This window comes from Enterobacter sp. AN-K1 (genome assembly GCF_020971765.1).
Classification (GTDB): Bacteria; Pseudomonadota; Gammaproteobacteria; order Enterobacterales; family Enterobacteriaceae; genus Enterobacter; species Enterobacter hormaechei_C.
The window spans coordinates 2,574,790-2,601,212 of sequence record NZ_CP087390.1 but is presented as its reverse complement, the minus strand read 5'-3'; the positions used below and the strand labels follow the sequence as shown (position 1 = coordinate 2,601,212).

General features: G+C 55.3%; 25 protein-coding genes. 5 read left to right on the top strand and 20 right to left on the bottom strand.

Features of this window, described 5'->3' with window-relative positions; genetic code table 11:
* Window positions 1-213: 213 nt before the first annotated feature.
* A complete protein-coding gene (locus tag LOC22_RS12440) occupies window positions 214-1,614 on the bottom strand; it encodes a sensor domain-containing diguanylate cyclase (protein WP_230238936.1) in 1,401 nt (466 codons plus the stop codon).
* A gap of 443 nt (window positions 1,615-2,057) precedes the next feature.
* On the opposite strand from LOC22_RS12440, the gene LOC22_RS12435 reads away from it, so the two are divergent.
* A complete protein-coding gene (locus LOC22_RS12435; protein ID WP_003860282.1) occupies window positions 2,058-2,339 on the top strand; it encodes a YjcB family protein in 282 nt (93 codons plus the stop codon).
* 61 nt (window positions 2,340-2,400) lie between these two features.
* Here the strand turns inward: LOC22_RS12435 and ssb1 are convergent, their stop codons facing one another.
* A complete protein-coding gene (ssb1, locus tag LOC22_RS12430; protein ID WP_006177466.1) occupies window positions 2,401-2,931 on the bottom strand; it encodes a single-stranded DNA-binding protein SSB1 in 531 nt (176 codons plus the stop codon).
* A gap of 251 nt (window positions 2,932-3,182) precedes the next feature.
* Here ssb1 and uvrA point away from each other — a divergent pair, with 251 nt between their 5' ends.
* A complete protein-coding gene (gene uvrA, locus LOC22_RS12425; protein ID WP_015570187.1) occupies window positions 3,183-6,005 on the top strand; it encodes an excinuclease ABC subunit UvrA in 2,823 nt (940 codons plus the stop codon).
* Between the two features lie 3 nt (window positions 6,006-6,008).
* Here the strand turns inward: uvrA and LOC22_RS12420 are convergent, their stop codons facing one another.
* The 6 genes from LOC22_RS12420 to dnaB all read right to left on the bottom strand — a co-directional run bounded on the left by LOC22_RS12420 (window position 6,009) and on the right by dnaB (window position 11,687).
* On the bottom strand, window positions 6,009-6,362 hold the full coding sequence (locus LOC22_RS12420) for an MmcQ/YjbR family DNA-binding protein (protein WP_017382628.1): 354 nt from the start codon (window positions 6,360-6,362) through the stop codon (window positions 6,009-6,011).
* A 2-nt stretch (window positions 6,363-6,364) separates the two neighbouring features.
* Window positions 6,365-6,781 (bottom strand): secondary thiamine-phosphate synthase enzyme YjbQ, encoded by a 417-nt coding sequence (locus LOC22_RS12415; protein ID WP_017382627.1) that lies wholly within the window; start codon window positions 6,779-6,781, stop codon window positions 6,365-6,367.
* Window positions 6,782-6,893: 112 nt separating this feature from the next.
* Window positions 6,894-7,607, bottom strand: a complete 714-nt coding sequence (gene aphA, locus LOC22_RS12410; RefSeq protein WP_017382626.1) for an acid phosphatase AphA — start codon at window positions 7,605-7,607, stop codon at window positions 6,894-6,896.
* A gap of 268 nt (window positions 7,608-7,875) precedes the next feature.
* Complete coding sequence (gene tyrB / locus LOC22_RS12405) at window positions 7,876-9,069, bottom strand: aromatic amino acid transaminase (protein ID WP_017382625.1); 1,194 nt, start codon at window positions 9,067-9,069, stop codon at window positions 7,876-7,878.
* A gap of 109 nt (window positions 9,070-9,178) precedes the next feature.
* Window positions 9,179-10,258 carry an alanine racemase gene (gene alr, locus LOC22_RS12400; protein ID WP_032646875.1) on the bottom strand — a complete coding sequence of 360 codons (1,080 nt, stop codon included), beginning with the start codon at window positions 10,256-10,258 and terminating at the stop codon, window positions 9,179-9,181.
* A gap of 16 nt (window positions 10,259-10,274) precedes the next feature.
* Window positions 10,275-11,687, bottom strand: a complete 1,413-nt coding sequence (gene dnaB / locus LOC22_RS12395) for a replicative DNA helicase (RefSeq protein WP_003860298.1) — start codon at window positions 11,685-11,687, stop codon at window positions 10,275-10,277.
* Window positions 11,688-11,747: 60 nt separating this feature from the next.
* Between dnaB and LOC22_RS12390 the strand changes: the two genes are divergently transcribed.
* Window positions 11,748-12,731 carry a quinone oxidoreductase gene (locus tag LOC22_RS12390; RefSeq protein ID WP_003860300.1) on the top strand — a complete coding sequence of 328 codons (984 nt, stop codon included), beginning with the start codon at window positions 11,748-11,750 and terminating at the stop codon, window positions 12,729-12,731.
* Between the two features lie 184 nt (window positions 12,732-12,915).
* On the opposite strand, the gene pspG is transcribed toward LOC22_RS12390, so the two are convergent.
* The 4 genes from pspG to LOC22_RS12370 all read right to left on the bottom strand — a co-directional run bounded on the left by pspG (window position 12,916) and on the right by LOC22_RS12370 (window position 16,340).
* On the bottom strand, window positions 12,916-13,158 hold the full coding sequence (gene pspG, locus LOC22_RS12385; protein ID WP_017382623.1) for an envelope stress response protein PspG: 243 nt from the start codon (window positions 13,156-13,158) through the stop codon (window positions 12,916-12,918).
* A 136-nt stretch (window positions 13,159-13,294) separates the two neighbouring features.
* Window positions 13,295-14,290, bottom strand: a complete 996-nt coding sequence (gene dusA / locus LOC22_RS12380) for a tRNA dihydrouridine(20/20a) synthase DusA (RefSeq protein ID WP_015570180.1) — start codon at window positions 14,288-14,290, stop codon at window positions 13,295-13,297.
* 82 nt (window positions 14,291-14,372) lie between these two features.
* Window positions 14,373-15,659 (bottom strand): conjugal transfer protein TraF, encoded by a 1,287-nt coding sequence (gene traF, locus LOC22_RS12375; RefSeq protein ID WP_413464788.1) that lies wholly within the window; start codon window positions 15,657-15,659, stop codon window positions 14,373-14,375.
* A 192-nt stretch (window positions 15,660-15,851) separates the two neighbouring features.
* Window positions 15,852-16,340: a cupin domain-containing protein gene (locus LOC22_RS12370; RefSeq protein WP_017382621.1), complete on the bottom strand. Its 489-nt coding sequence runs from the start codon at window positions 16,338-16,340 to the stop codon at window positions 15,852-15,854.
* Window positions 16,341-16,457: 117 nt separating this feature from the next.
* Here LOC22_RS12370 and zur point away from each other — a divergent pair, with 117 nt between their 5' ends.
* Entirely contained in the window at window positions 16,458-16,970 is a 513-nt protein-coding gene (zur, locus tag LOC22_RS12365; RefSeq protein WP_006810484.1) for a zinc uptake transcriptional repressor Zur, read from the top strand.
* A 47-nt stretch (window positions 16,971-17,017) separates the two neighbouring features.
* Here the strand turns inward: zur and LOC22_RS12360 are convergent, their stop codons facing one another.
* The 4 genes from LOC22_RS12360 to LOC22_RS12345 all read right to left on the bottom strand — a co-directional run bounded on the left by LOC22_RS12360 (window position 17,018) and on the right by LOC22_RS12345 (window position 19,833).
* Entirely contained in the window at window positions 17,018-17,227 is a 210-nt protein-coding gene (locus tag LOC22_RS12360) for a CsbD family protein (protein ID WP_003860314.1), read from the bottom strand.
* 119 nt (window positions 17,228-17,346) lie between these two features.
* The gene (dinF, locus tag LOC22_RS12355; protein WP_230238935.1) at window positions 17,347-18,684 is read right to left on the bottom strand and encodes an MATE family efflux transporter DinF; all 1,338 of its coding nucleotides are present in this window, start codon (window positions 18,682-18,684) and stop codon (window positions 17,347-17,349) included.
* 63 nt (window positions 18,685-18,747) lie between these two features.
* Entirely contained in the window at window positions 18,748-19,356 is a 609-nt protein-coding gene (gene lexA / locus LOC22_RS12350) for a transcriptional repressor LexA (protein ID WP_003860318.1), read from the bottom strand.
* Between the two features lie 108 nt (window positions 19,357-19,464).
* The gene (locus tag LOC22_RS12345) at window positions 19,465-19,833 is read right to left on the bottom strand and encodes a diacylglycerol kinase (RefSeq protein ID WP_017382619.1); all 369 of its coding nucleotides are present in this window, start codon (window positions 19,831-19,833) and stop codon (window positions 19,465-19,467) included.
* A gap of 154 nt (window positions 19,834-19,987) precedes the next feature.
* On the opposite strand from LOC22_RS12345, the gene plsB reads away from it, so the two are divergent.
* The gene (gene plsB, locus LOC22_RS12340) at window positions 19,988-22,408 is read left to right on the top strand and encodes a glycerol-3-phosphate 1-O-acyltransferase PlsB (RefSeq protein ID WP_003860322.1); all 2,421 of its coding nucleotides are present in this window, start codon (window positions 19,988-19,990) and stop codon (window positions 22,406-22,408) included.
* A gap of 92 nt (window positions 22,409-22,500) precedes the next feature.
* Here the strand turns inward: plsB and ubiA are convergent, their stop codons facing one another.
* From ubiA to LOC22_RS12320, 4 genes are all read right to left on the bottom strand, one after another.
* Window positions 22,501-23,367 carry a 4-hydroxybenzoate octaprenyltransferase gene (gene ubiA / locus LOC22_RS12335; RefSeq protein ID WP_015570176.1) on the bottom strand — a complete coding sequence of 289 codons (867 nt, stop codon included), beginning with the start codon at window positions 23,365-23,367 and terminating at the stop codon, window positions 22,501-22,503.
* 12 nt (window positions 23,368-23,379) lie between these two features.
* Window positions 23,380-23,877 (bottom strand): chorismate lyase, encoded by a 498-nt coding sequence (gene ubiC, locus LOC22_RS12330; RefSeq protein WP_015570175.1) that lies wholly within the window; start codon window positions 23,875-23,877, stop codon window positions 23,380-23,382.
* Window positions 23,878-24,049: 172 nt separating this feature from the next.
* The gene (gene malM, locus LOC22_RS12325) at window positions 24,050-24,988 is read right to left on the bottom strand and encodes a maltose operon protein MalM (protein WP_015570172.1); all 939 of its coding nucleotides are present in this window, start codon (window positions 24,986-24,988) and stop codon (window positions 24,050-24,052) included.
* 114 nt (window positions 24,989-25,102) lie between these two features.
* Complete coding sequence (locus tag LOC22_RS12320) at window positions 25,103-26,410, bottom strand: maltoporin (protein ID WP_026094413.1); 1,308 nt, start codon at window positions 26,408-26,410, stop codon at window positions 25,103-25,105.
* Between the last annotated feature and the right edge of the window lie 13 nt (window positions 26,411-26,423).

Genomic DNA, 26,423 nt, shown 5'->3' with positions numbered 1-26,423 from the left:
GCTTTGATAAACAGATGATTACGTTGCATGAATCATGGGAAGTTAGCAACTGACTTTTGGTATTAAAAATCCTAAAATTCGTGATGCCGATAATATTTTCCCGTAAGCCAAACTAAAAGTATTCATTGCGTTTCTGATAAGGAAAATAATTACCCGCGACAGGTGTGGAAAATTCGCTGGCTGAAATAGCCTGCTCTTTGTTCTTATGCTGATTTATAAATAATCAGACGCCAGGACCGTTTTTCCTCTTCCCGTACGCTTGGCGTCATATAATGCCTTATCGGCACGCATCAGTATGGCAGAAGTATCCCGTTGCCCCTGACAGACTTCAACCACCCCGGCGCTGAAAGAGAGTACCAGCGTTTTATCGCCCACACGCAGCGGTTTTGAGATCAGCGCGGCACGCAGCCGGGAAGAGAGCAACGTAGCGGCCATACCATCCGTGCGCGCCAGCAGAAGAACAAACTCTTCGCCCCCCACCCGTCCCAGCGCCGACCCGGCCGGGCTCACCTCGCGAATTCGGTCGCAAAAGTGAATCAATGCCGCATCGCCAACCTGATGTCCCCACCGATCGTTGATCTGCTTGAAATAATCGAGGTCGAACATCAGGAGACAGAAGTGGCTACTGACATCCTGCGGCGAACTGGCTGCCAGCGCCATTTTGAGACGCTGTAAGATTGTCGAGCGATTCAGACAGCCCGTCAGATCGTCCGTGGTGGCTTTGACGGTCAGCTGCTGTTCTGCTTTTTTACGTTCGGTGATATCCAGGCCAATGTTGAGAATGGAGTTATCCGGTAAAAGGATGTTTGACCAGAGAATGGTTAACTGCGTCCCGTCTTTACGCACCGGGTGCCATTCGTACATATCCTTAAGTGGTGCGAAACGAACCGACTCCTGCACGCGCTGTCGCTCCTCAGGATCCGGGTAAAACAGGGCCAGCGGATCGGGATGCTCGCCGATTTCAGTCATACTCCAGCCAAAGACTTTTTCGCATTCGGCATTCCACAATACACACCGGTTATGCCTGTCAAAGGCGTTCATTAATACCGGAGCACGCTCAAATAAGGTTTTATATTGCGTGACGACGCGCTGCATTTCCTGCGCCGTTTTTTCCCGCACGATGATGTCATCAAAATAATCTTTTAGCTTCTCAACCAATACCACCACGATATTTTTCAATATCGGCAACGAGGTCAGTTTTTCATTAAAAGCCAAAAAGAAATAACCACTGCACTGTCTGCCATGCGCTGAGAATTTACACAGCACGCCGCTTTGCAGCCGCGCATAGCCTGGGTGCTGAGGGGAAAATACCGCCCGGCCAATATGCTCTTTCCAGTAGATCACCCGCCAGGCGCGGTGATGCCGCTGCAACAGGGTGCTGGCAAGAAAATCCGCCACGTTAAAGGCGTGACACGTCACGTCGCCGGCACAAACCACGCGCGGCCCGTCTGCGGATTCGACACTGACCCATGAGAGATTTGCCCCCAGTGCGCTGTTGATAATTTCCAGCATTTCAACCGGCGAACACTGCGCGTTGAGTTGCGGCATCAGCTTCGCCAGGGCATGCAGCGCCTGCATGCTGTCGTTAATAATCTCGCGTCTTTTTTCTTTCATTATCTTTTCGCAGGTCATTAATCGAGAGAGCAACCGCAATAATTCATATCTGAATAAAAGAATAAGACCACGAAATCAAAGAGCATGCTGAGTGTAAAACAAAGAATACAAAATCCAAAAAAGTCAATTGATTCAATGCGATGAATTATTTTTGCGGGTACATTTATTGTTCCACACAAGCATAATCCATAGATATACTGCTGTAAACGCTATACAGCCGATGGCGTTTTGCAAAGGTTTTACTATCTGGATGAAATAAAAATAAAAATTCCGACCAGACGTCGTTCTGAGCGACGACGATATATTTTCCCCGGCAATAATCCCACTTTTACCTCACGCGGATACTGGCGAATAAAACAGCAAATGTGATATAGTTCACACATCTTATGTAACGAGAAACATTGTTTCATTCCAGTTCGTCTGTTTTGTCGAGGATGGGTTTTATGGCAACCATTACCACCAGCATGGTGCTCCTGCGCTGGCCGTTGTTGAGCGCGGTTTTGATGTTCCTGGCCAGCACGTTAAACATTCAGTTTCGAAAGTCCGACTACGCAGGTCTTGCTGTGATTAGCACCCTGTTAGGGTTGGGCGCCGCATGCTGGTTCGCGACAGGTTTGCTTGGCATTACGCTGGTAGACATTGCCGCCGTCTGGGAAAACATTAAAGTGGTGATGGTTGAAGCCATGAGCCACACTCCGCCAGACTGGCCGATGGTGATTACCTGATAGCCTGTTATAAAAAAACCCAGACACTGTCTGGGTTTTTTGTTTTTCACGCGTCTGGATATCAGAACGGGATATCGTCGTCGAAATCCATTGGCGGTTCGTTAGACGGTGCCGGAGCAGACTGCTGCTGCGGACGGGACTGCGCGCCACCGCTGAACTGGTTGCCGCCCTGAGGCTGCTGAGGCTGACCCCAACCACCCTGCTGCTGATTCTGACCGCCACCTGCCGGTGCGCCACCGCCCTGACGGCCACCCAGCATTTGCATGGTGCCGCCCACATTCACCACCACTTCCGTGGTGTACTTCTCAGCGCCGGATTGGTCGGTCCATTTGCGGGTACGCAGCTGGCCTTCGATATAGACCTGAGAACCTTTACGCAGATACTCACCGGCCACTTCGGCCAGTTTGCCAAACAGCACAACGCGGTGCCATTCGGTCTGCTCTTTCATTTCTCCGGTCGCTTTATCACGCCAGGATTCGGAAGTAGCCAGCGTAATGTTGGCAACTGCGCCACCACTCGGCATGTAGCGTACTTCCGGGTCCTGGCCCAGATTACCGACGAGAATCACCTTGTTTACGCCTCTGCTGGCCATGTTCGTGTCTCCTGAATACGTTTCTTAATAGTGTAAACGCGCGAGTGTACCATTTCCATGCTGCACTTTGATAGTTGCGTAGCACGTTCCAGAGTTCTCCCGCGAACTCGACATTGTTACACAGTGAATCAGAAAATGCATTCCAATACTGTATATTCAAACAGGTCATTTTGTGTCATAATTAGCCGTTTCTGACAGCCGTTTGTCCTTCAAACAAATCAGGCAATCCGTGTTCCAACCGGGAAAGGTGAATGGATAAGATCGAAGTTCGGGGCGCCCGCACCCATAATCTCAAGAATATCAACCTCATAATCCCTCGCGACAAACTCATCGTCGTGACCGGGCTTTCGGGGTCTGGCAAATCCTCACTGGCTTTCGACACTTTGTATGCCGAAGGACAGCGTCGTTACGTTGAATCGCTCTCGGCGTACGCGCGTCAGTTCCTGTCGCTGATGGAAAAACCGGATGTCGACCACATTGAAGGGTTGTCCCCTGCTATCTCCATTGAGCAGAAATCCACATCGCATAACCCGCGCTCCACGGTCGGTACCATTACCGAAATCCATGACTACCTGCGTCTGCTGTATGCGCGCGTGGGCGAGCCGCGCTGCCCGGACCACGACGTCCCGCTGGCGGCCCAGACCGTCAGCCAGATGGTGGATAACGTACTGTCGCAGCCGGAAGGCAAACGCCTGATGCTGCTGGCGCCGATCATTAAAGAGCGTAAGGGCGAGCACACCAAAACGCTGGAGAACCTGGCAAGCCAGGGCTATATCCGCGCCCGTATCGACGGCGAAGTGTGTGACCTGTCCGATCCGCCAAAGCTGGAGCTGCAAAAGAAACACACCATCGAAGTGGTGATTGACCGCTTTAAGGTACGTGAAGATCTGGCGACGCGTCTGGCGGAGTCCTTTGAAACGGCGCTGGAACTCTCTGGCGGCACGGCCGTGGTCTCCGATATGGACGACCCGAAAGCGGAAGAGCTGCTCTTCTCCGCCAACTTTGCCTGCCCGATTTGCGGCTACAGCATGCGCGAGCTGGAACCGCGCCTGTTCTCGTTCAACAACCCGGCGGGCGCGTGCCCGACCTGTGACGGCCTGGGCGTTCAGCAGTATTTCGACCCGGACCGTGTGATCCAAAACCCGGAACTGTCGCTGGCGGGTGGCGCTATTCGCGGCTGGGATAAGCGTAATTTTTACTACTTCCAGATGCTGAAATCGCTGGCTGAGCACTATAAGTTCGACGTTGAAGCCCCGTGGGCCAGCCTGAGCGCGAACGTACATAAAGTGATCCTGTTCGGTTCCGGCAAAGAGAATATTGAGTTCAAGTACATGAACGATCGCGGTGACACTTCCGTGCGTCGCCACCCGTTCGAAGGGGTGTTGCACAACATGGAGCGCCGCTACAAAGAGACCGAATCCAGCGCGGTGCGTGAGGAGCTGGCGAAGTTCATCAGCAACCGCTCCTGCGCCACCTGCGAGGGTACACGTCTGCGTCGCGAAGCGCGTCACGTGTTTGTCGAAAACACGGCACTGCCGACCATCTCAGACATGAGCATCGGCCACGCGATGGACTTCTTCAACAACCTGAAGCTCTCCGGTCAGCGCGCAAAAATCGCTGAAAAAGTGCTGAAAGAGATCGGCGATCGCCTCAAGTTCCTCGTGAACGTCGGTCTGAACTACCTGACGCTTTCCCGCTCGGCTGAAACGCTGTCCGGCGGTGAAGCCCAGCGTATCCGTCTGGCGAGCCAGATTGGCGCGGGCTTAGTCGGCGTGATGTACGTGCTGGATGAGCCGTCTATCGGCCTGCACCAGCGCGACAACGAACGCCTGCTCGGCACGCTGGTTCACCTGCGTAACCTCGGCAACACGGTAATCGTGGTCGAGCACGACGAAGATGCGATCCGCGCCGCGGACCACGTGATCGACATCGGCCCGGGCGCAGGCGTACACGGCGGCCAGGTGGTCGCGGAAGGGACGCTGAAAGACATCATGGCGGTGCCCGAGTCGCTGACCGGCCAGTACATGAGCGGCAAGCGCAAAATTGAAGTGCCGAAACAGCGCGTGGCGGCGAACCCGGAAAAAGTGCTGAAGCTGACCGGCGCGCGCGGCAACAACCTGAAGGACGTGACCCTGACGCTGCCTGTCGGGCTGTTTACCTGCATCACCGGCGTGTCCGGTTCCGGTAAATCGACGCTGATCAACGATACGCTGTTCCCGATTGCGCAGACGGCGCTGAACGGCGCGACGCTGGCCGAGCCTGCGCCGTACCGCGACATTCAGGGGCTGGAGCATTTCGACAAGGTTATCGACATCGATCAGAGTCCGATTGGCCGTACGCCGCGTTCCAACCCGGCGACCTATACCGGCGTCTTTACGCCCGTACGTGAACTCTTTGCCGGCGTGCCGGAAGCGCGTTCACGCGGCTATACGCCAGGCCGTTTCAGCTTTAACGTGCGCGGCGGCCGCTGTGAAGCGTGCCAGGGCGACGGCGTAATCAAGGTTGAGATGCACTTCCTGCCGGATATCTACGTGCCGTGCGACCAGTGTAAAGGTAAGCGTTATAACCGCGAAACGCTGGAGATTAAGTACAAAGGCAAGACCATCCACGAGGTGCTGGATATGACCATCGAAGAGGCGCGCGAGTTCTTTGACGCCGTCCCTGCGCTGGCGCGTAAGCTGCAAACCCTGATGGATGTGGGTCTGACCTATATTCGTCTGGGGCAGTCAGCGACAACGCTGTCCGGCGGTGAAGCGCAGCGCGTGAAGCTGGCGCGTGAGCTGTCCAAACGCGGTACCGGTCAGACGCTGTATATTCTGGATGAGCCGACCACCGGCCTGCACTTTGCGGATATCCAGCAGTTGCTGGACGTGCTGCACCAGTTGCGCGATCAGGGCAACACCATCGTGGTGATTGAGCACAACCTGGACGTGATTAAAACCGCTGACTGGATTGTCGATCTCGGCCCGGAAGGCGGCAGCGGCGGCGGTGAAATCCTCGTCTCCGGTACGCCAGAGACCGTTGCAGAGTGCGAAGCCTCGCACACCGCGCGCTTCCTCAAACCGTTGCTGTAATCGTCACACGGAGAGCTGCTGTCGGATCGTTTCCGGCAGCAGTTCAACCGCCTGTAGATACGACGCATCCACCAGGTAGTAAATTTGCGAATCTGGCAGCGAGCCGTCGAGAAACACCGTACTCCAGTGCGCTTTATTCAGATGCTTACTTGGCCTGACATCATCGTGCTGCTGGCGCAGTAAGTCGGCCAGTTCCGGACTGGTTTTCAGTGATGCCGCAGGCCGCGCATCCACCTCTTTCACCATCGCGAACAGCACATCACCCACTTTGATCTGCGTGGCTTTCCAGTCGCTGTGAACGCTTTGTTCCGCACCCGGCTTGCTCATGCAGTACTGAAGTATCTCCGAAATTGTCATCTTTATTCCCCTTGTAGCGTTGCGATAATTTTACGCGAACCACCGTGAATGCGATGTTCTCCCAGCCAGATCCCCTGCCACGTTCCCAGCTGTAGCCGTCCGTTGTGGACCGGCAGCATCAGCGAGACGCCCAGCAAAGAGGATTTGATGTGCGAAGGCATATCGTCCGCCCCCTCATAGTCATGCTCATAAGGCGCGTTGTCCGGGACGCTCTTCAGAAAATGGTGCTCCATGTCGGACCGGACGGTGGGATCGCAATTTTCATTAAGCGTGAGAGAAGCAGACGTGTGCTGAAGCAGCAGATGCAGCAAACCCGTTTTGACGCGCGACAGGTCGCGGATTTGCCCGATGACTTCGTCCGTCACAAGGTGAAATCCGCGTGGTTTTGCGCTTAAGGTCAGGGTCTGTTGATACCACATGTGCTGCTCCATTATGAAAGGTGAATCTTTCTAAGTGTGCAGCAAGAAAGCGAAAGGTAAAACCCGCGCAGCAAGATTTGCTTAAAAAAGCATTCACCCCGCCGTTAATAAATCAGTATTCAGAGTTAACGATCACCTCTTCACCAAATTTTCCGGCCATCGGCAGCGGTCGGTAGGTGGAGTTCGAGGCGCGTAGCACCCTGATGCCTCTGGCTCCCACGTCTTGCGCCGCGGTGATGTCGTTATCTGAATCCCCGTAGAACACTTTGATATTTTTCTTTTCCAGCCACTGGGTTTTGGTGTTTTGCCCTTCCTGGTCCCCGGCAAAAATGACCGGGTTCATGCTGGCCGCCGGGATCAGGAAATCATCCTGTAGCGTTTTCGAGACGGTTTCGGTTTTGGTCTGGCTACGTCCGGTCACGAAGTAAATGCTGTCGCCGCGCTTTACGTGCATGGCGATCAGCGCGCGGGCAACCTCTTTCGGGATACTGAACTCATCCCAGCCGTTGTTCATCTTTTCCCAGAATTCCGGGTTTTTCAGATAGGCTTCGCTGTCCGGGGAGTACGTTTTTTTGCCGCGCCAGAAACCGGGGCTGGAGAAGAGAACGGTATCGTCAATATCGAAGCCCACGGCTATCGGCGGGCGACCCGTCAGGCTATTTTCGATTTGTGCCACTGAAACCCAGTGAATGGGGGCCTGTTCGGCAAGAATGGCGGCGGTAGTGCCGGTGTAAAGCGGCGTGGGTGCAGAAGCCCGTGCAACAACGGCGCTATTAAGCGAGAACAATAAGCAGGCGGCGCTGAGCGCCAGTGTGATCTTGCGCATATTTTCCCCTGAATATTCAGTTTGTTATCTTTTTATTTTGAGCGGATGGTCAAAAAACTATCCGACCATAACCCCAGCGGTAGGGGAAGGAAAGGAGTTTTTACTTATGGGGCTGAATAAAAAGAAGACGATCACAAAGCGCAGAAGAAACGTGTAGGTCCGGTAAGCGAAGCGCCACCGGGCAATGACTGGCACCGACGCGAACAAAAAAGCCGGGTGGCGGCTACGCCTTACCCGGCCTACATACAGTATGCAAGTAAGTGAATGCTTACATTACGGATGCAAACGCCTGCGCCACGCGCTGGACATTGCTGGCATTCAGACCCGCCACGCACATACGGCCGCTGGCGATCAGGTAGACACCGAACTCTTCGCGCAGGCGATCGACCTGCGCTGCGCTCAGTCCGGTGTAGCTGAACATCCCGCGTTGCTTGAGAAGATAATCAAAGTTATGCCCAGGCACGGCCTCTTTCAGGACGTTAACCAGCTCCTGACGCATCGACAGGATGCGCTTACGCATCGCTTCCACTTCCGCAAGCCAGGACGCTTTCAGCGTTTCGTCACCGAGAACTGTCGCCACCACCTGCGCACCAAAGTTCGGCGGGCTGGAGTAGATCCGGCGGACCGTCGCTTTCAGCTGACCGAGTACGCGTCCCGCGGCTTCGGCGTCTTCACACACCACGGACAGGCCGCCAACGCGCTCGCCGTACAGGGAGAAGATTTTTGAGAACGAGTTGCTGACCAGAGCGGGAAGCCCCGCGCTGGCAATCGCGCGAATGGCATAGGCGTCTTCCTCCATGCCCGCGCCAAAGCCCTGATAGGCGATGTCGAGGAACGGGATCAGGTTACGCGCCTTCAGTATCTCGATCACCGCATCCCACTGGGCATTGGTGAGGTCCGCACCGGTCGGATTATGGCAGCACGGATGCAGCAATACGATACTGCGCTCCGGCAGGGTGTTCAGTTTTTCCAGCAGCGCATCAACGCGCACGCCGTTGGTTTCGCTGTCGAACCACGGATAGGTCGCCACCTTAAAGCCCGCGCCCTCGAAGATCGCAACGTGGTTTTCCCACGTCGGGTCGCTGACCCACACGCCGGAATCCGGGAAGTACTTTTTCAGGAAATCTGCGCCTACCTTCAGCGCACCCGAGCCACCCAGCGTCTGGATAGTCGCCACGCGCTTTTGCGCGAGCACCGCGTGGTCCGCACCAAACAGCAGCGGCGCGATAGTGTTGCGGTAGGTGTTTAATCCTTCCATCGGCAGATAAAGCGAAGCACCGTGCGGGGTTGCGTTCAGACGCGCTTCAGCTTCGGCAACGGCTTTCAACTGAGGAATGATGCCGTCTTCGTTGTAGTAAAGACCAATGCTGAGGTTCACTTTGTCGCTGCGAGGATCTTCTTTGAAACGCTCCATCAAGGAGAGGATAGGGTCGCCGGCGTAGGCGTCTACTTTCTGAAACACGCGATGTTCTCCGGATTATTATGAGGCAGGGCATTCAACAATAAACCGGAAGCGGAAGAAGATCGAGGGGATGTTAACAGAAGCGGGATGCATCTCATCCCGCTCATGCTTAGTCGACGTATTTCATTGCGACCCTTGAGGTAAGGCGCGTGATAAGTTCGTAAGCACTCACTTTTGTTATTTCAGCAATACGCTCTACCGGCAGGCCTTCACCCCACATCACCGCATCGTCCCCCGCTTTATCCTGCGCGTCGGGCCCCAGATCAACACAAATCATGTCCATCGCCACGCGGCCGACAATCTTTACTTCGCGACCGTTGACCAGCACCGGCGTGCCCGTTGGTGCGGCGCGGGGATAGCCGTCACCGTAGCCCATCGCCACCACGCCAAGACGCGTATCGCGCTCGCTGATCCAGGTGCCGCCGTAACCTACCGGCTCTCCCGCTTTGTGCTCACGCACGGCAATCAGCTTTGAAACCAGCGACATCACCGGCTTAAAGCCAAAGTCCGGCCCCCAGGGTTTGTTCTCCAGCGGCGAAACGCCATAAAGAATGATGCCCGGACGCGCCCAGTCGAAGTGCGACTGCGGCCATAGCAGGATCCCGCCGGACGCCGCAATGGAGCGCATCCCCGGTTTGCCTTCGCAGAAGGTGTTGAAGATATCAAGCTGCTGTTCCGTTGCGCCGCATTCAGGCTCATCGGCGCGGGCAAAGTGGCTGACGATATTCACTGGCTGACGCACATTTTTGCACTGACTCAGACGCTGATAAAACGCCTCCGCGCTTTCCGGCCGCACGCCCAGACGGTGCATGCCCGTGTCGAGCTTCATCCAGACGGTGACCGGCTCGCTCAGTTCAGCCGTTTCCAGCGCGGCCAGCTGTTCTTCGTTATGCACCGCCGTGTGCAGGTGCTGATCGGCAATGGTCGGCAGGTCCGAGGCTTCAAAAAAGCCTTCCAGGAGCAGTATCGGTTGCGTAATTCCACCTGCGCGCAGGCGGAGAGCTTCTTCGAGACGGGCGACGCCAAAAGCGTCGGCATCGGGGAGCGTTCGCGCGGTCTCAAGAAGACCGTGTCCGTAAGCGTTCGCTTTCACGACTGCAACGAGCTGACTGGCGGGCGCCAGTTCTCGCAGACGTTGCAGGTTGTGTCGCAGAGCGCGGCGGTTAATAACAACAGTTGCCGCTTGCATTTGAATTCCTTAGAAATTACTCATCATCATATTGAGGACCGGCATAGTTGTCGAAACGCGACCACTGGCCGTTAAAGGTCAGACGTACCGTACCGATGGGGCCGTTACGTTGCTTACCAATAATAATTTCGGCGATCCCTTTCAGATCGCTGTTCTCGTGATAAACCTCATCACGGTAGATGAACATGATTAAGTCGGCATCCTGCTCGATGGAGCCGGATTCACGCAGGTCGGAGTTGACCGGGCGCTTGTCTGCACGTTGTTCCAGAGAGCGGTTAAGCTGCGATAGCGCCACCACCGGCACGTGCAGCTCTTTGGCTAACGCCTTGAGCGAGCGGGAAATCTCGGCAATCTCCAGCGTACGGTTGTCGGAAAGCGACGGAACGCGCATCAGCTGAAGGTAGTCGATCATGATGAGGCCGATACCACCGTGTTCACGGGCGATACGGCGCGCGCGGGAGCGCACTTCCGTCGGCGTCAGGCCGGAGGAGTCATCGATATAGATGTTCCGTTTTTCCAGCAAAATCCCCATGGTGCCCGAGATGCGCGCCCAGTCCTCATCGTCCAGCTGGCCGGTACGGATGCGGGTCTGATCCACGCGCGACAGGGACGCCAGAGAACGCATCATGATCTGTTCAGAGGGCATCTCAAGACTGAAGATAAGCACCGGCTTATCCTGCAACATCGCCGCGTTTTCGACGAGGTTCATCGCAAATGTCGTTTTACCCATCGACGGACGCGCCGCGACGATAATCAAATCCGATGGCTGAAGACCTGCCGTTTTCTTGTTGAGATCGTCATAACCGGTGTTCACCCCCGTCACGCCATCGTGCGGCTGCTGGAAAAGCTGCTCAATACGCGCAACCGTGGCGTCGAGCACATCGGCGATATTTTTCGGGCCTTCGTCTTTGTTCGCACGGCTTTCGGCGATTTTAAAGACGCGGGATTCCGCCAGGTCGAGCAGATCTTCGCTGGTGCGCCCCTGGGGATCGAAACCGGCCTCGGCGATCTCATTCGCCACCGAGATCATCTCGCGGACAACGGCACGTTCACGAACGATATCAGCGTAAGCGCTGATGTTCGCGGCACTTGGCGTGTTTTTGGACAGTTCTGCCAGATAGGCAAATCCGCCGACGCTGTCGAGCTGTCCCAGACGCTCCAGCGATTCTGCGAGCGTAATCAGGTCGATAGGGCTGCCCGACTCCTGCAAACGCGCCATTTCCGTAAAGATATGGCGGTGCGGGCGGGTATAGAAGTCTTCCGCGACAACGCGCTCGGCGACGTCGTCCCAGCGTTCGTTATCCAGCATTAAACCGCCCAACACCGACTGTTCCGCTTCAATCGAGTGCGGCGGGACTTTTAACCCGGCGACCTGATAATCACGCTCACGAGGTTCAGTCTGTTTGTTGAAGGGTTTGTTTCCTGCCATAGTGAATGGAGTTACCGAGATAAAGAGTGGGTCGAAAGATTACCACATTCTGGAGGAAGCATGGCAACACGTATTGAATTTCACAAGCATGGTGGCCCTGACGTACTCAAAGCGGTGGAATTTACCCCCGCTGCGCCTGGCGAGAACGAAATCCAGGTGGAAAACAAAGCGATCGGCATTAACTACATCGATACCTATATTCGCGGCGGCCTCTATCCGCCTCCGTCGATGCCGAGCGGACTGGGCACCGAGGCGGCCGGTATCGTCAGCAAAGTGGGCAGCGCGGTTAAGCACATTAAGGAAGGCGATCGCGTGGTGTACGCGCAGTCGGCGCTGGGCGCTTACAGCTCCATCCATAACGTTCCGGCCGAGAAAGCGGCGCTTCTGCCAAATGCGATCGGCTTCGAGCAGGCTGCCGCCTCATTCCTGAAAGGGCTGACGGTCTATTATCTGCTGCGCAAAACCTACGAAATTAAGCCTGACGAGCAGTTCCTGTTTCACGCAGCCGCAGGTGGCGTGGGGCTGATTGCCTGCCAGTGGGCGAAAGCCCTGGGCGCGAAGCTGATCGGCACCACAGGCAGCGCGCAAAAAGCGCAGCGCGCGCTGGACGCGGGCGCATGGCAGGTGATCAACTACCGGGAAGAGAGCATCGTTGAGCGGCTGAAAGAGATCACTGGCGGCAAAAAGGTCCGCGTGGTGTATGACTCGGTGGGGAAAGACACCTGGGAATCTTCGCTGGACTGCCTGCAACGTCGCGGGCTGATGGTGAGCTTCGGAAACGCCTCCGGGGCAGTCACCGGCGTCAACCTGGGCATTCTGAATCAGAAAGGGTCGCTATACGTCACTCGCCCTTCCCTGCAAGGTTACATCACCAACCGGGAAGAACTTGAGGAAGCCAGCAACGAGCTGTTCTCGCTGATCGCCAGTGGGGTAATTAAAGTGGATGTGGCAGAGGCGCAGAAATATCCGCTGACCGATGCGCAGCGCGCGCATGAGGTGCTGGAGAGCCGGGCAACGCAGGGATCAAGTCTGTTAATTCCCTGAGCCATAAAAAGAAATTGGGCTTCCCGTGGGAAGCCCTTTCTTTTTTTAGTTCGGCTGTATGTAGGGTACAGCTCGATGAATTCTTTAGCGGCAGCCATAGTGACAGATTCGATAAGTAAATCCTATTCTGTTCTAAGGATTGCTGCCGGAAAAGTTGCAGGTATGTGACGTACACCTCAATACCTTAGTAACGGAAGCGGTTATTACGCTGATAAGTGGGCAGTTTTGGTGATTTAATCGCCCGTATCGCCCATACCACCGCAATCGCCAGAAGTAACCACGGCAAGAGTTTAATCGTCAGGGCAAATAAACCGCCGACAAACATCACCACCGTGGCCACGACGAGCGCGGCCAGGATGCCGAGCAGCGATACGCCCGTGACCATCAGCATGATAAAGAAGCCAATCACAAAAAGTAGTTCCAGCATGGTGCTCTCCCACGAGTTCCCGAATGATGCTGCGATCGTTACAAGAAACATGCCAAAAATAAGTCGTTGTTCTGAAAGCAAAACGCCCCGCAATGTCTTGCAGGGCGTGGCGTATTTGACCATCTTTTAGCGAAATTTAACGTTTATCCGCAACCAGACGCAGCGCGTGTTCCAGGACCTCAATATCCGCACCGGCCTTATGCGCGTTCTCGCTGAGATAACGACGCCACTGGCGCGCGCCAGGAATGCCCTGGAACAGGCCAAGCATATGGCGGGTAATGTGGCCCAGATACGTACCATGACTCAGCTCGCGCTCAATGTACGGATACATGGCGCGCACTACTGCCACGGGATCGGTGTCAGCACCGTCAACGCCAAAGATTTCCCGGTCAACCGTCGCCAGAATGCCCGGATTCTGATACGCCTCGCGTCCGACCATCACGCCATCCATATGTTCGAGATGCGCTTTGGCCTCGTCCAGCGACGTAATACCGCCGTTGATCGACATGGTCAGGTGCGGGAAGTCGCGTTTTAGCTGGTACACGCGCGGGTAGTCCAGCGGCGGGATCTCGCGGTTTTCTTTCGGGCTGAGGCCAGAGAGCCAGGCTTTACGGGCGTGGATGATAAACATCTCGCATTCCCCCTTCCCTGATACGGTGTTGATGAAATCACACAGAAACTCGTAGCTGTCCTGGTCGTCTATGCCGATACGGGTTTTGACCGTAACCGGGATAGAGACGACGTCGCGCATCGCTTTGATACAGTCCGCCACCAGATGTGCATTACCCATCAGACACGCGCCGAACATACCGTTTTGCACACGGTCGGACGGGCAACCGACGTTGAGGTTAATCTCGTCATAGCCGCGTTCTTCAGCCAGCTTCGCGCACTGCGCCAGCGCAGCCGGATCGCTGCCACCCAGTTGCAGCGCAACCGGATGCTCCTCTTCGCTGTACGCCAGATAATCGCCCTTGCCGTGAATAATTGCGCCGGTAGTGACCATTTCGGTGTACAGCAGCGTATGGCGGGAGAGCTGGCGCAGGAAATAGCGGCAGTGTCTGTCCGTCCAGTCAAGCATTGGCGCAATGGAGAAACGGTGTGCAGGGAAGGCGGTCTGGAATTCTGACGACATGGCGAAGTTTTAAGCATCTGGTGGAAAAGGGGCGCTACTATAGCACAAAGAAAAGCCGGAGGCGCAGCGCCTCCGGTGTACTTTAGAACGTCATGCTCAACTGTGCCCCTGCGCCCCAGGTCTCGTCTTCGCCATAAAGCCCCATCAGGTCAACGTGGACGGAGTTGAACGGCGCGAAACCGACACCGCCGGTAAAGACGTTGCTGTCGTTCCCTTTCATATCCGCACGATAACCGGCGCGTACTGCCAGCCAGCTCAGCGGCGTGACTTCGGCACCAACGCCAACGTACTGGGAGGTGTCTTCGCTTTTAAAGCCCTTGGTTTCGGTCAGATCGCCATCTGCGGTCAGCGTGACCAGATCGTTGTGCCAGGCGGCCCCGGCAGTGACCAGCGGACGGATCTGATAAGTGTCTTTATAACTCACCACCTCTCCCGTACGCCCGTTGCGGATGCGGATATCTTTGGTATCGATATCGCGCGACATCAGGTTTTGCCCGCTCACGCCGAGCGTCCAGTTTTCACCGAAATCAGCAGCAATACCGGCATCGACGTTGAAGCCAGTGTCGTCGGTACGGTAGCGGCTGTCGTTCCACTTATTACTGTCGTAATCGTAGATTGAGGTGGTGTAGTTATAGAGCCAGGTTTTTTGCAGCTTCGGCGTGACGCCAACGGAAACCGGAACGCCGCCAAGATCGAACTGACGGGCCACCGCAATACCGTAGTCGGACACAATCGCCGCCCGACCAGACGCCGTAGAGTTAAGGTTTTTGGTGATCTGATCGGTACCGTTTAGCGCGGCATCCAGCGCCACACCGGCAGCCACCGCATCGCTTCGTTGTATACCGCGCAGATAATCAATGTCCTGCTGATCGATTGAAGAGCTGACCCGGCCATGGGCATAGCCTTTTGCCATAAAGGCCACGGAAAGAACATCGTTAGGGATACTGACGGCAATCCCCGCCCCTGCGGTGGCGTGTGCGGTCTTGCCTTTCAGGTAGTCCAGTTCATCAGCGAGATCTTTCGCTGCGCCCTGGAACTGATTGATCGAACCTAATGGATTGGTGATAACTTCAATGGGGGTCAGACTATCAACCACATCCTTGTAATGATTGATTTTGTCGTTAATGGTATCAATCTCGTCCTGAAGATTGTCTTCATCGGTCACCTGCACGCCAACGGACGGCAAAATGACCGTCACATCATCCTCTGGCTTAGATTTTGCCAGTAACGCGGGGTTGATTAACGCCCCGCTGCCATAGCTCCCTGCCGCGACACCCGTTCCGCCCATTGCGTCGCTACGCGCTTCCGTCCAGGTATTGGCTGCTCCCGCCTGATTTGCCATAAAAAAGGAGACAGCGATGCTAACCATCGAAAATTTAAAATGTTTTTTCACAGTGTGCTCGTAAATAGTTTGTTATTAGTTAACCCTGTCTGTTATCACCCAAACAGGAACGAACTATTGCTGTGAATAAGTGCAAAAAGACCCGCTATTTCCTTAAGTTAAATTCCATCCCGGCCTGTTGTAATATGTGACGACCATCAATATTTATAGAAGAGGAAATTATTTTCGCCCAGGTTTTCCATCGTGCGGCCCAAAAAACTGAGGCGGATGGTCGACCCAGCGGTCTTCGCGCGTCGCGGCATACACCGGATTGAGCGGATAGTAGATGCGGTTATGTTTTTTATTGGCCTCACCCACCACCAGTAAGCGCACCTCTTCATCGGTATTGTTGATAAAGGTGTGACACACGCCCGTCCCGGCTGGAAATCCCACGCTGTCTCCGGGTTCGAGCTTCCATAAATAGCCATTGATCCAGGCCTCAGGGTAACCCTCCAGAACGTAAACAAACTCCTCTTCGTCGCTTTCCGCATGCGGATAAGACGTACGGCGTCCGGGTGGCAGCCGTTCATGGTGAATACCAATGCGGCCGAGACCCAGCCTGCGGGCCAGCGGCGCGCCAACAGAAAAACGTTCGTTACTGTCAGGATACGTTGCGTCATCAGCGCCTTCCACGTCCCGCCAGTGCCGAATACAGTCAGGTCTTTTCATTTTGCGATCTCCTGATTTGCGATGCGTCAGGTATAGCACAGCCTGGCGGATCTCGGTGTTTTTAGCAGAACATGATAAAGTGAATGTTTTCACCCCTTACCATATCCGAGGTGCCCGATGGACAAGTCCACAAAAGAGCTGTTAGCGCAAGCTGAAAAGCTGTGCGCGCAACGCAATGTGCGCCTGACCCCGCAGCGCCTTGAGGTACTGCGTCTGATGAGCCTGCAACAGGGCGCCATCAGCGCCTACGATCTGCTCGATCTGCTGCGTGAAAGCGAGCCGCAGGCAAAACCGCCGACCGTTTATCGGGCGCTGGATTTTCTGCTGGAGCAAGGGTTTGTGCATAAAGTGGAATCAACAAACAGCTATGTGCTGTGCCATCTTTTTGACCAGCCAACTCACACGTCCGCCATGTTTATCTGCGATCGCTGTGGTGTGGTGAAGGAAGAGTGTGCGGAAGGTGTGGAAGATATTATGCATACGCTGGCAGCCAGAATGGGCTTTGCGCTGCGCCATAACGTGATTGAAGCCCACGGCTTATGTTCTGCCTGCGTGGAGGTGGAGTCATGCCGCCATCAGGATGCCTGTCAGCACGATCACTCTATCCTGGTGAAGAAAAAGCCGCGTTAAAGCCAAAGAAAAAGGCGGCTCAGGGCCGCCCTTGGGGATAGTGCCGGTTACCAGCGGTAGTCGTTACGGGTTTCCCAGTCTTTGACTTCATTTTCCGCCTGATCTTTTTCGTAACCGTAGCGCTCCTGGATTTTACCTACCAGCTGATCGCGCTTACCTTCAATGACGGTCATATCGTCATCTGTCAGCTTACCCCACTGTTCTTTCGCTTTACCTTTGAATTGCTTCCAGTTGCCGCCGATTTCGTCTTTATTCATAATCGTGTCCTCGTGTTAAGCGTCTATGAGTATCGTCCGCTTCGTTCTTTTCTGCTGGACGTGATTATTATTGTAGTTAAGGATTCGGCAGTTGTTTTTATATTCGGAATCTTTAACCGTTACGATATATCGTGCGGGACTGGAAACCAGGTATTGTTTCGCCAGTGACGATGCCAGATAACGGCCAGCGAAAGGCCACGCAGTGAGAGAAACACCGCCAGCGCCAGCCACAGACCATGATTGCCGAGATACGGCAGGGTTAGCAGCGTCAGGCCGAACCCCGCCGCCGCGACGGCCATGCTGTTGCGCATCTCCGCCCCTCGCGTCGCACCAATAAACATGCCGTCCAGCAAATAGCACCACACGCCCACCACCGGTAATACTACCTGCCAGAGGATGTAGCGATCGGCCAGCTCACGTAGCGCGGGCAACGAGGTTAGTAGCGCGACAATATGCCCACCAAAACAGGCGTACACCAGAGCAAAGACCAGCGCTACCAGGCCCGCCTGACGACAGGCAGCACGCCAGACTTCACGTAACTGGCCGCTTTCACGCGCGCCATAGGCCTGCCCTGAATGCGCCTCCACGGCGTAAGCAAAACCATCCAGCGCGTAAGCGGTAAAGGTCAGTAATGTCATGAGCACTGCGTTGACGGCAACGATCTCAGGCCCAAGACGCGCACCAAAAACGGTTAATGCACCAAAGCAGAGTTGCAGCAGAAGCGAACGGAGCATGATGTCGCGATTAAGCGCCAGCAGCTTTCGAATGTTGCCGCGCCAGGCCGATTTCAGCAGATCCAGGGTGATACCGCGCATCGCCAGCACGCGCCAGACCATCCCCAAACCGATCAGCAGCGTACCGTACTCGGCAATCGCCGTGGCCAGCGCCGCGCCCCGGACGTTCATGTGCAGCCCCATCACCAGCCAGAGATCGAGCACAATGTTAAGCAGGTTGCCCACCACCAGCAGGATCACCGGCGCGCGGGCGTACTGCACGCCCAGCAGCCAGCCCAGCAGGACCAGGTTTGCCAGTGAAGCGGGCGCGCTGAGCCAGCGAATTTCGAGGAACCGCCGGGCCTGTTCCAGTACGGCATCGCTGCCGCCTACAATATGGAGCGCAAGATCAATCAGCGGCGTACGCAACAGAACGATTAACGCGCCAGCACCGAATGCCAGAATGAGCGGCTGAACCAGCGCACGCGCCAGACGCAGGGGATCTTTTGCACCATACGCCTGGGCCGTCAGGCCTGTCGTACTCATGCGCAGAAAAAGCAGCAGCATAAAGAGGAAGCTGGTCGCCGTTGCGCCGATCGCGACGCCGCCAAGATAAATCGGCGAATCGAGATGCCCGATAACCGCCGTATCCACCAGCCCCAGCAGAGGAACGGTAATATTGGAAAAAATCATCGGTAGCGCAAGACGCCACAACGCCTTATCGGCAGAAGTTAGCAATGCCATGGAAATTACCGGAATCAGAAAACAGGCCAGGCTGTAGAGGAACTACAGCCTGTCAGGAAGAGATTACAGCCATTCACCGTTGCGGATAACGCCGACCGCCAGCCCTTCAATAGAGAAGCTCTGCTCGCGGAGATCCACCACAATCGGGGAGAATTCATTATTTTCAGGCAGAAGCTGCACGGTATTGCCTTGTTTTTTCAGGCGCTTAACCGTCACTTCATCATCAATGCGCGCCACCACGACTTGCCCGTTACGCACATCCTGCGTTTTGTGTACCGCCAGCAGATCGCCATCCAGAATACCGATATCTTTCATGGACATTCCGCTAACGCGCAGCAGGAAATCGGCGCTCGGCTTGAACATGCCTGGGTCAACCTGATAGTGCCCTTCGATGTGCTGCTGCGCCAGCAGAGGTTCACCTGCGGCAACGCGGCCCACCAGCGGAATACCGCTCTCTTCTTCCACAAGCAGACGAATGCCGCGTGAGGCGCCGGAAACAATCTCAATCACGCCCTTACGCGCCAGCGCTTTAAGGTGCTCTTCGGCAGCATTAGGAGAACGGAAGCCCAGACGCTGCGCAATTTCTGCACGCGTGGGTGGCATACCCGTCTGGCCGATATGATCCCGAATGAGATCAAACACCTCTTGCTGCCTGGTCGTTAACGCTTTCATACCGCCCCCTGGGTGTATATACAGTTATGCTGTGAGTATATACAGTCAAAGGCGATTTTGGAACCAAAAACTGCACAAAAAACCAGGGACTTAATTATTCCTCGAGGCTCATCGGAAATGCGACCAAAGCAGCGTGACCCAGGTGATCGCCGCAGTGATAATCGCCAGCAGTACGGCAGCGGAACCCATGTCTTTCGCCCGGCCAGACAGTTCATGGAATTCCGACCCGATTCGGTCAACAACGGCCTCAATAGCGCTATTCAGAATTTCCACTATCATCACCAGAAGGACAGATCCGATGAGCAGTACGCGGGTGATAGCATCAACATCAAGGAAGCAGGCGATGACAACGGCAACGATTGCGGCAACCGCTTCCTGGCGGAAAGCGGCTTCATTAACCCATGCCGCGCGGAAACCTTTCCATGAATAACCGGCAGCTTTAATGATTCGAGTTAACCCAGTGGTATTATTGGCCATTAAAAGAACCTTTTATGATAAATAGCGTCTGTAACTAAAGCCGCAGCGCGTTTTGCTGCAACCTGAAGTATGACGGGTAACAACAGAAATTTTGCGCGCTTTCTGTTATCCTTGCGCCGCAATTGCATTATTAACCAGAGGCTTTACATCGTTTATGTCCGGCTGGCCACGAATTTACTACAAATTACTTAATTTACCATTAAGCGTCCTGGTAAAAAGTAAGTCTATCCCAGCAGAACCTGCGCTGGAATTAGGGCTCGATACGTCGCGCCCTATTATGTACGTTTTGCCTTATAACTCGAAGGCAGACCTGCTGACGCTTCGCGCTCAATGTCTGGCGCACGATTTACCTGACCCGCTTGAACCGCTGGAAGTCGACGGTACGCTGCTGCCGCGCTACGTGTTCATCCATGGCGGGCCGCGCGTGTTCACCTATTACACGCCGAAAGAAGAGTCCATTAAGCTGTTCCATGATTACCTCGATCTGCACCGCAGCAACCCCGATCTGGACGTGCAGATGGTGCCGGTGTCGGTGATGTTTGGCCGTCGTCCGGGGCGCGAAAAAGGGGAAGAGAACCCGCCGCTGCGTATGCTCAACGGCATTCAGAAGTTCTTCGCCGTCTCCTGGCTAGGACGCGACAGCTTTGTCCGCTTCTCACCTTCCGTTTCACTGCGCCGCATGGCGGATGAACACGGCACTGACAAAATCATTGCGCAAAAGCTGGCGCGCGTTGCGCGTATGCACTTTGCACGTCAGCGTCTGGCGGCCGTTGGACCACGTCTCCCGGCACGTCAGGATCTGTTCAACAAGCTGCTGGCTTCCAAAGCGATTGCCCGTGCCGTAGAAGACGAAGCGCGCAGCAAGAAAATTTCGCACGAGAAAGCGCAGCAGAACGCGATAGCGCTGATGGAAGAGATCGCCGCGAATTTCTCCTACGAGATGATTCGCCTCTCTGACCGTATCCTTGGCTTCACGTGGAACCGCCTCTATCAGGGGATTAACGTCCACAACGCCGAGCGCGTGCGTCAGTTAGCGCACGACGGCCACGAGATTGTCTATGTGCCCTGCCACCGCAGCCACATGGACTACCTGTTGCTCTCTTACGTGCTCTATCACCAGGGGCTGGTGCCGCCGCATATTGCTGCCGGTATCAACCTGAACTTCTGGCCAGCAGGCCCGATTTTCCGCCGTCTGGGTGCGTTCTTTATTCGTCGTACCTTTAAGGGTAACAAGCTTTACTCCACCGTCTTCAGGGAGTATCTGGGCGAGCTGTTCAGCCGCGGTTATTCCGTGGAGTACTTTGTTGAAGGCGGTCGCTCGCGTACCGGTCGTCTGCTCGATCCTAAGACCGGCACGCTGTCGATGACCATTCAGGCCATGCTGCGTGGCGGTACGCGTCCTATCACGCTGGTGCCTATTTACATCGGTTATGAACACGTGATGGAAGTGGGCACCTACGCGAAAGAGCTGCGCGGTGCGACCAAAGAGAAAGAGAGTCTGCCGCAGATGCTGCGTGGGCTGAGTAAACTGCGCAACCTCGGCCAGGGCTACGTGAACTTTGGCGAGCCCCTGCCGCTGATGACATATCTGAACCATCATGTTCCGGAGTGGCGCGAGTCTATCGATCCTATCGAAGCGGTACGTCCGGCCTGGCTGACGCCAACGGTCAACGGCATTGCATCCGAGCTGATGGTACGCATCAACAATGCTGGTGCGGCAAACGCCATGAACCTGTGTTGTACTGCGCTTCTGGCCTCCCGCCAGCGTTCACTGACCCGCGAACAGCTGACCGAGCAGATTGACTGCTACCTGGATATCATGCGCAACGTGCCGTATTCCGTTGATTCGACCGTGCCGTCTGCCACCGCCAGCGAGCTGATCGATCACGCGTTGCAGATGAACAAGTTCGAAGTCGAGAAAGATACGATTGGTGACATCATCATTCTGCCGCGCGAACAGGCCGTGCTGATGACCTACTACCGCAATAACATCACGCACATGCTGATGCTGCCGTCGCTGATGGCGGCCATTATTACCCAGCACCGCCGTATTTCGCGTCAGGAGCTGCTGCGCCATATTCAGGCCATCTACCCAATGCTGAAAGCGGAGCTGTTCCTGCGCTGGAGTAAGGATGAACTGGCGGCAGAGCTCGATAAAATGACGGCAGAGATGCATCGTCAGGGGCTGATTACCATCAGTGATGATGAACTGCATATCAATCCGTCACGTTCCCGTACCTTGCAGCTTCTGGCTTCCGGTGCGCGTGAGACGTTGCAGCGCTACGCCATTACCTTCTGGTTGCTGAGTGCAAATCCGTCCATCAACCGCGGTACGCTGGAAAAAGAGAGCCGGACGCTGGCCCAGCGCCTTTCCGTTCTGCATGGCATTAACGCCCCGGAATTCTTCGACAAAGCGGTATTCAGCTCCCTGGTGCTGACGCTGCGCGACGAAGGGTACATTAGCGATACGGGCGATGCCGAGCCGGAAGAGACGATGAAGGTTTACCAGATGCTGGCAGAGCTGATTACCGCGGATGTGCGTTTGACGATTGAGAGTTCGACGCAGGGCGAGTGATGCTAAAGCCGGGTGGCGCTAACGCTTACCCGGCCTATATGTTCCGCTAAATCGTAGGCCGGGTAAGGCGAAGCCGCCACCCGGCTTTTTTATCACCAGTAACTCATCGCCAGGCCCAGAAACAGCACCAGCCCGACGTAATTATTATTCAGAAACGCTTTAAAGCAGGCTTCACGCTCGCGCTTCGCGATCAGCTTCTGCTGATACGCAAACAGCAGCCCCGCCACCAGTACGGACCAGTAAAACTCCCAGTTCAGCCCGTTCAGGCGACCAATCGCCACCATCAGCGCCAGCACCGCCACCTGCAATATGCCGATGATAAGTTTGTCGTGACGACCAAACAGGATCGCCGTCGATTTGATGCCAATCTTGAGATCGTCATCGCGATCGACCATCGCGTATTGGGTATCGTACGCAACGGCCCAGAGAATATTCGCCAGGAACATCAGCCAGCAGCTGAGCGGAACGGACTCGCTGACCGCGGCAAACGCCATGGGAATCGACCAGCCAAATGCCGCACCCAATACCACCTGCGGCAGATGGGTGTATCGCTTCATGAACGGGTAAACCCAGGCCAGCGCCAGAGCAGCAACTGACAGCAGAATGGTCATGGTGTTAAGGGTTAATACCAGCATGAATGAGAGCAGCACCAGCACCACGAACAGAATGCGCGCCTCTTTCCCGGTCACCTGACCGCTCGGCAGAGGACGATTCGCGGTGCGCTTAACATGTCCATCAAATTTCCGGTCAGCATAGTCGTTAACCACACAGCCCGCAGCGCGCATCAGCCAGACGCCCGCCACAAACACCGCCAGGATCCACAGCGGCGGCACGCCCGGCGTGGCAACCCACAGCGCCCATAAGGTCGGCCACAGCAGCAGCAGCGCGCCAATGGGTTTATCAGTACGCATCAGGCGGTGATAGGCCAGCAGCTTATTCTGCGTCAGACTCCACTCCATTTTTTCTCCCTCTTAGTACAACGGCGATGCAGGCAAAAAGAGTTCCGTCAGTATTAACGGCTTGCCACTCAAACGAAGGCGGGAACGGCGCCCCCACAAATCGGCATCGCAACCAATTTCAATAAAATCACGGGTCAGTTCAGACGAGGTGAACAGATAGCGCCCCAGGGGCGTTTTGCCGAGGCGTTGCAATGCCAGCTCCGGCCCGGAAAGTGTAGACTCAGGAACCACCGTCCGCCCGGCAAGCCACGGCTCGCCATCTGCACACAGTAAAATTTCACGTAGCCAGTAGCGTTCTTCTTGCGGCAGCAGCGGCAGCTCGCTGGCAATCTCCGCAGGCGAGACAAACCCTTCCTGAATCATCGTCACCGTGACCGTTTTACCCTGTTGCTCAAAACGTTTTGTCATGGAATCTTCCAGCAGCAGCCAGTCCAGTTGCTCCGGGTCAAGCGCGGGTATTTGGTCGAAATAGCGTAGCGCACGCAGCTGCGTTAGCGCGGGGTGTGACATGCCAGACTCTCCGATACATAACGTAAAGGCATTGTATCGCAGATTGGCAAAATGAGGACGGACAAACCAAATTTAGCGATCACTATCGCAACAATGGTGCAACTTAGCCAAAAAAAGTGCGCCCACTCAGGCGCACTAAACGACTAACAAAATCAGCACTGTGGGGAGACGGTTACCCCTTGCCTTTTACACTGCTGATAAAGGTGGAACGGGCAGTGGTTGAACCTAAACGCTCGGCTTCATCAAGCAGTTTCAGCGCTTTATCGACATCGCCGTTTTTAACCGCCTGCTTGATGGCGTTGTTAAAGTAAGTTTCAGTATCGTTAAGCACGGGCTCGGCTTTTTTCGCCGGGGCCGGGGCTGCGGCCGGTGCTGCGGCTGGCGCGGCGTACACAGGCGCGGCAGTATTACCCACCGTTACCGGACCCGGGCCAGATGAGCCAAACAGCGGGCCTACGAGTACGCTGGAGGCACTGTTGGTGGAGACTTTCAGCTTGATCAGACCATCGGTGGTATGACGGGCAAGCGGGTCCGGAATATCCGGGACAGAGTTCCCCGTGCCTTTCGCATAGGCTTTTGCCGGGTCAACAAGCTTCGTTGTCTGTTGCAGATCTTTTTCAGTCGTGAACACCAGGACATAAATCTTCTGCTGACCCAGGGCTGGCGTCAGGCGCATAACGCCTTCCAGCCGATCGGCACTCATGACGCCAGGCTCCTGATAGCTGAAATAATCGCTTGGGAAGAATGCGGATGGCGTCATGTTCTGATCGAGGATCAGCACGTTAGGCGCGAAGACGCTGGTCTGTTTATTGACTTCACTGGTCAATGTCAGGGTCAGCTCGCCGATATTCGCCGGCACGCTGAAAGCCGCAACCGGACCGCTGATACCCGGCACGTTCAGTGACTGCCCCCCCGCTGAAAGCTGGGTAGTTTGTGTTTTCGATTGATCAACTGGCGTCCACACCAGTTGCTGAAGTGCGGCAGCCGGAATAGCTGGCGCAGCGCTGGTATTTTGAGGAACAAAATTCACATCTGCAAAGGTGACCGCAGGCGCACAGGCCAACAGCCCCGCAGAGAGGCACAGCGCGACGAGACTTTTCTTCATTTTCATTGTTATTACCTCTGATAGCGTGAGCACTGCGGTGGCCAGGCAATAGCGCGCAGCACCCTAAGGAGAGAGGGGCTTGCGCCCCTCTTTTCAGGTCATTACGTCAGGCTTGACGAATTACCACCAGATTTCCATCTGGGCGCCGAAGGTCCACTCATCGTTGTCGCCACGGCTGAAGGTTTTCGCGGAAGTGTCGCTATACGCTACGCCAGAGGTGTAGCCCGTATCGCCGTTGTTCGCGTAGCCCCATTTCTCATCCCACTTCGCGTAGGTTGCGAAGACGCGGATAGCCGGACGGGACCAGATGCTGTCGCCTGCCTGCCATTGCTGTGCCAGGGTGATTTTGTACTGGCTGTTTTTGTCGTCAGTTTTCTGAGATTTGACGTTGTCGTAGCCCACTTCCAGCAAGGTGCTCATGATCGGCGTCCATTTGAACATTGGACGAACACCCACGGTCCACCACTCGGTACCGTTGTTGTTGTCACGATCGATGTTCTGGTACATACCGACGTACATCAGGTCCCAACGGTCTGCCAGGGTGATTGCACCGTGATCCAGCACGCGCCACATAGAGCCGTCGTTATCGATGCTGCCGCCCTGTGGAATACCTTTACCGTTAGAGGTCATGGAATCCGTACCGTATTGCAGTACGAACTTGTTGAAGCCTTTCATCATGCTCTGGGTGTGTTCAGCGGTGAACAGCCAGCCATCTTTAGAGGCGCCAGGTTGCAGGTAGTAGTCGTCAGGAATGTTGGTATGACCGTAGTCAACGCCCAGCTCCAGCGTACCGCCCGGGTTGGTTTCCAGACCGGCTAAACGGACGTCGAAGACATCGTTTGGTACCACGTTGTCATAAATACGGTCGCCGTTCGCATCACGATCGGCGAAGGTTGCAGAACCGCCGGACTCAGAAGAACGGGTCGCTGCCAGAGAGAGTTTACCAAAGCCCAGATCGATGTTTTCAATACCGGCACCAGGACCAGAGATATCCCAGTAGTAGAAGTCGATCATGTGTACGTCATGACGCTGATAGAAGCGTTTACCGGCCCAGATGGTAGAGCCTGGCAGCCATTCAATCAGGTTTTTACCCTGCACGTTAGCTTCACGGAAGGCCGGGCTGGTGGATTCCCAGTCATTCTGTTGAGAAACGGAGTACGCTACGTTGGTGTCGAAATAGAAGCTCTTGTCGCCTTCTTTCCACACTTCCTGGCCCAGTTTCAGTTCGGCGTAGGTTTCACATTCGTTACCGAGACGGTATTTACTTTGTGCGCCTGTTGCCTGGAAACATTGTTGTTCACCGCCACTTCCGGTCCAGCCAATGCCGGAACGAGCATAACCTTTAAAGTCTACGGCGCCCGCCTGGGCAGACAGGATGCCTGCCGCAATGGCGACAGCCAGAGGGACTTTGCGCAGAGTAATCATTATTCTATCTCCTGAG

What these genes read in the sequence shown, in the direction of transcription:
- LOC22_RS12440 (WP_230238936.1), bottom strand. Translation starts at nt 1,614, where the DNA reads ATGAAAGAAAAAAGACGCGAGATTATTAACGACAGCATGCAGGCGCTG.
- LOC22_RS12435 (WP_003860282.1), top strand. Translation starts at nt 2,058, where the DNA reads ATGGCAACCATTACCACCAGCATGGTGCTCCTGCGCTGGCCGTTGTTG.
- ssb1 (WP_006177466.1), bottom strand. Translation starts at nt 2,931, where the DNA reads ATGGCCAGCAGAGGCGTAAACAAGGTGATTCTCGTCGGTAATCTGGGC.
- uvrA (WP_015570187.1), top strand. Translation starts at nt 3,183, where the DNA reads ATGGATAAGATCGAAGTTCGGGGCGCCCGCACCCATAATCTCAAGAAT.
- LOC22_RS12420 (WP_017382628.1), bottom strand. Translation starts at nt 6,362, where the DNA reads ATGACAATTTCGGAGATACTTCAGTACTGCATGAGCAAGCCGGGTGCG.
- LOC22_RS12415 (WP_017382627.1), bottom strand. Translation starts at nt 6,781, where the DNA reads ATGTGGTATCAACAGACCCTGACCTTAAGCGCAAAACCACGCGGATTT.
- aphA (WP_017382626.1), bottom strand. Translation starts at nt 7,607, where the DNA reads ATGCGCAAGATCACACTGGCGCTCAGCGCCGCCTGCTTATTGTTCTCG.
- alr (WP_032646875.1), bottom strand. Translation starts at nt 10,258, where the DNA reads ATGCAAGCGGCAACTGTTGTTATTAACCGCCGCGCTCTGCGACACAAC.
- dnaB (WP_003860298.1), bottom strand. Translation starts at nt 11,687, where the DNA reads ATGGCAGGAAACAAACCCTTCAACAAACAGACTGAACCTCGTGAGCGT.
- LOC22_RS12390 (WP_003860300.1), top strand. Translation starts at nt 11,748, where the DNA reads ATGGCAACACGTATTGAATTTCACAAGCATGGTGGCCCTGACGTACTC.
- pspG (WP_017382623.1), bottom strand. Translation starts at nt 13,158, where the DNA reads ATGCTGGAACTACTTTTTGTGATTGGCTTCTTTATCATGCTGATGGTC.
- dusA (WP_015570180.1), bottom strand. Translation starts at nt 14,290, where the DNA reads ATGTCGTCAGAATTCCAGACCGCCTTCCCTGCACACCGTTTCTCCATT.
- traF (WP_413464788.1), bottom strand. Translation starts at nt 15,659, where the DNA reads ATGGTTAGCATCGCTGTCTCCTTTTTTATGGCAAATCAGGCGGGAGCA.
- LOC22_RS12370 (WP_017382621.1), bottom strand. Translation starts at nt 16,340, where the DNA reads ATGAAAAGACCTGACTGTATTCGGCACTGGCGGGACGTGGAAGGCGCT.
- zur (WP_006810484.1), top strand. Translation starts at nt 16,458, where the DNA reads ATGGACAAGTCCACAAAAGAGCTGTTAGCGCAAGCTGAAAAGCTGTGC.
- LOC22_RS12360 (WP_003860314.1), bottom strand. Translation starts at nt 17,227, where the DNA reads ATGAATAAAGACGAAATCGGCGGCAACTGGAAGCAATTCAAAGGTAAA.
- dinF (WP_230238935.1), bottom strand. Translation starts at nt 18,684, where the DNA reads ATGGCATTGCTAACTTCTGCCGATAAGGCGTTGTGGCGTCTTGCGCTA.
- lexA (WP_003860318.1), bottom strand. Translation starts at nt 19,356, where the DNA reads ATGAAAGCGTTAACGACCAGGCAGCAAGAGGTGTTTGATCTCATTCGG.
- LOC22_RS12345 (WP_017382619.1), bottom strand. Translation starts at nt 19,833, where the DNA reads ATGGCCAATAATACCACTGGGTTAACTCGAATCATTAAAGCTGCCGGT.
- plsB (WP_003860322.1), top strand. Translation starts at nt 19,988, where the DNA reads ATGTCCGGCTGGCCACGAATTTACTACAAATTACTTAATTTACCATTA.
- ubiA (WP_015570176.1), bottom strand. Translation starts at nt 23,367, where the DNA reads ATGGAGTGGAGTCTGACGCAGAATAAGCTGCTGGCCTATCACCGCCTG.
- ubiC (WP_015570175.1), bottom strand. Translation starts at nt 23,877, where the DNA reads ATGTCACACCCCGCGCTAACGCAGCTGCGTGCGCTACGCTATTTCGAC.
- malM (WP_015570172.1), bottom strand. Translation starts at nt 24,988, where the DNA reads ATGAAAATGAAGAAAAGTCTCGTCGCGCTGTGCCTCTCTGCGGGGCTG.